At 70.9% G+C, this 1714-nt stretch carries 2 protein-coding genes and 1 tRNA gene; 1 reads left to right on the forward strand and 2 read right to left on the reverse strand.

Features of this window, described 5'->3' with window-relative positions; genetic code table 11:
• A partial coding sequence (locus tag BN903_RS06385; RefSeq protein ID WP_048076962.1) for a MoxR family ATPase occupies positions 1-618 on the reverse strand: 618 nt, incomplete at its 3' end.
• A gap of 159 nt (positions 619-777) precedes the next feature.
• On the opposite strand from BN903_RS06385, the gene BN903_RS06390 reads away from it, so the two are divergent.
• Positions 778-862, forward strand: a tRNA-Ser gene (locus BN903_RS06390).
• A 94-nt stretch (positions 863-956) separates the two neighbouring features.
• Here the strand turns inward: BN903_RS06390 and BN903_RS06395 are convergent.
• Complete coding sequence (locus BN903_RS06395; RefSeq protein ID WP_048076963.1) at positions 957-1580, reverse strand: dolichol kinase; 624 nt, start codon at positions 1578-1580, stop codon at positions 957-959.
• Positions 1581-1714: the final 134 nt, after the last annotated feature.

Raw genomic sequence — 1714 nt, forward strand, 5'->3', positions numbered from 1 at the left:
GTCGGGATCGAGCACGCGGTCGACGCTCGGCGACTGCTCGACGCGGCCGGCGCGCCGCCGCAGCAGCTCCAGCTCGCCGTCCTCGTCCGGGTAGCCGATCGAGGTCTTGATCGTGAACCGGTCGAGCTGCGCCTCCGGGAGTGGGAACGCGCCCTCGCTCTCGACGGGGTTCTGCGTCGCGATGACGTAGAACGGCGAGGGGAGGTCGTGGGTCTCGCCGTCGACGGTCACCTGTCCCTCCTCCATCGCCTCCAGCAGCGCGGCCTGCGTCTTCGGCGGGGCGCGATTGATCTCGTCGGCGAGGACGACGTTCGCGAAGATCGGTCCCGGCGAGAACGCGAAGGAGCCGTCGCGCTCGTCGAACACGTTGGTCCCGGTCACGTCGGCGGGGAGGAGGTCGGGGGTGAACTGGACCCGCGAGAACTCCAAGCCGAGCGCGGTCGCGAACGAGCGCGCCGAGAGGGTCTTTCCGGTCCCGGGCACGTCTTCGAGGAGGACGTGGCCGCGGGCGAGGATACCGAGCGTGACGCGCTCTAAGAACTCGCGGTCGGCCACGACCGCGCCGCCGACCTCGTCGACGACGCGGGCGCAGGCGTCGGCCGCTTCGGGGACATCCATACCGACCGCACGGGAGCCGGGGCGAAAAACGTTGCCGGGACGAGGGCGGCGAGGCCGTGATCAAGAGTCCGGGACTGCGAGACGGTCGGCCGGAGGGACGGGACGCGTCGCGGGCGCGATCGAAACGCATAACAGCGGAACCGGCGAACGTGGAGACGAGCCGAGGTAGCCTAGCCTGGCCAAGGCGGTAGATTCGAAATCTACTGTCCATTCGGACACCGGAGTTCAAATCTCCGCCTCGGCGCTTCTCGCAGTCTCGTTCGGTGAGCAGCGGCGTCGTCATGTTCCACAATCCGCGGCGTCGCCGCGCCCGGCAGTGAAACGTGCCCGAGCAGGCGCTACGCGATCAGCGCGGCTGCGAGGAACATTCCGCTCGCGGCCGCCGGGGGGATGGTGAGGTTGTCGTCGACGGCCACGCCGCGGATGAGCGGCGGGAGGCCGTCGGCGACCGCAGCCGGAATCGCGCCCGCCAAGGCGACGATCACGCCGGGGTCGGGACCGAACTCGGGGATCGCGTACGGGACGGCGATCCCGAAGCAGACGAACACCATCGCCGCGACCACGGAGAGCCGCTTCGGCTCCGTCGCCGCGTTCTCGCCGAGCCCGCCGCTTATCGGGTCGCCGATCGAGAGCATCCACATCGCGGGCACGGCGAACACCGGCGCGAAGAGGAGCGCGGTTGCGGCCATGCCGACCTGATACAGCGCGTAGCCCGCGACCCCGTCGGCCTCGTACTCGCGGACGAGCGCGTCGTACAGCGGGTCGAGCGGGCCGACCGAGTCGGTGAGCCGCAGCGCTTCGAGGAGGGTCGCGACCGCGACGCTGAGAACCATCAACCGCCCGGTCGCCTCCCACGAGATCCAGCCCAACAGGTACGGGACCGGGTACAGCGTGCCGCTCGCGTGGACCAGCCGGCGCTCGAACTCCACGCGCTCGCGCCACGCCGCGGCCGGGAGGGGCACGCCCTCAGTTCCCCGCGGTCTCGACGTCGGTGTCGACCGCGTCGTACCGGTCGGCGACCGACGCGAACGGTTCGCCCGTCCGCGCAGCGCGGTCGAGCTCGTCCGCCGACGGTAGTCGTGGGAGGGCAAGGACG

The organism is Halorubrum sp. AJ67 (assembly GCF_000513435.1).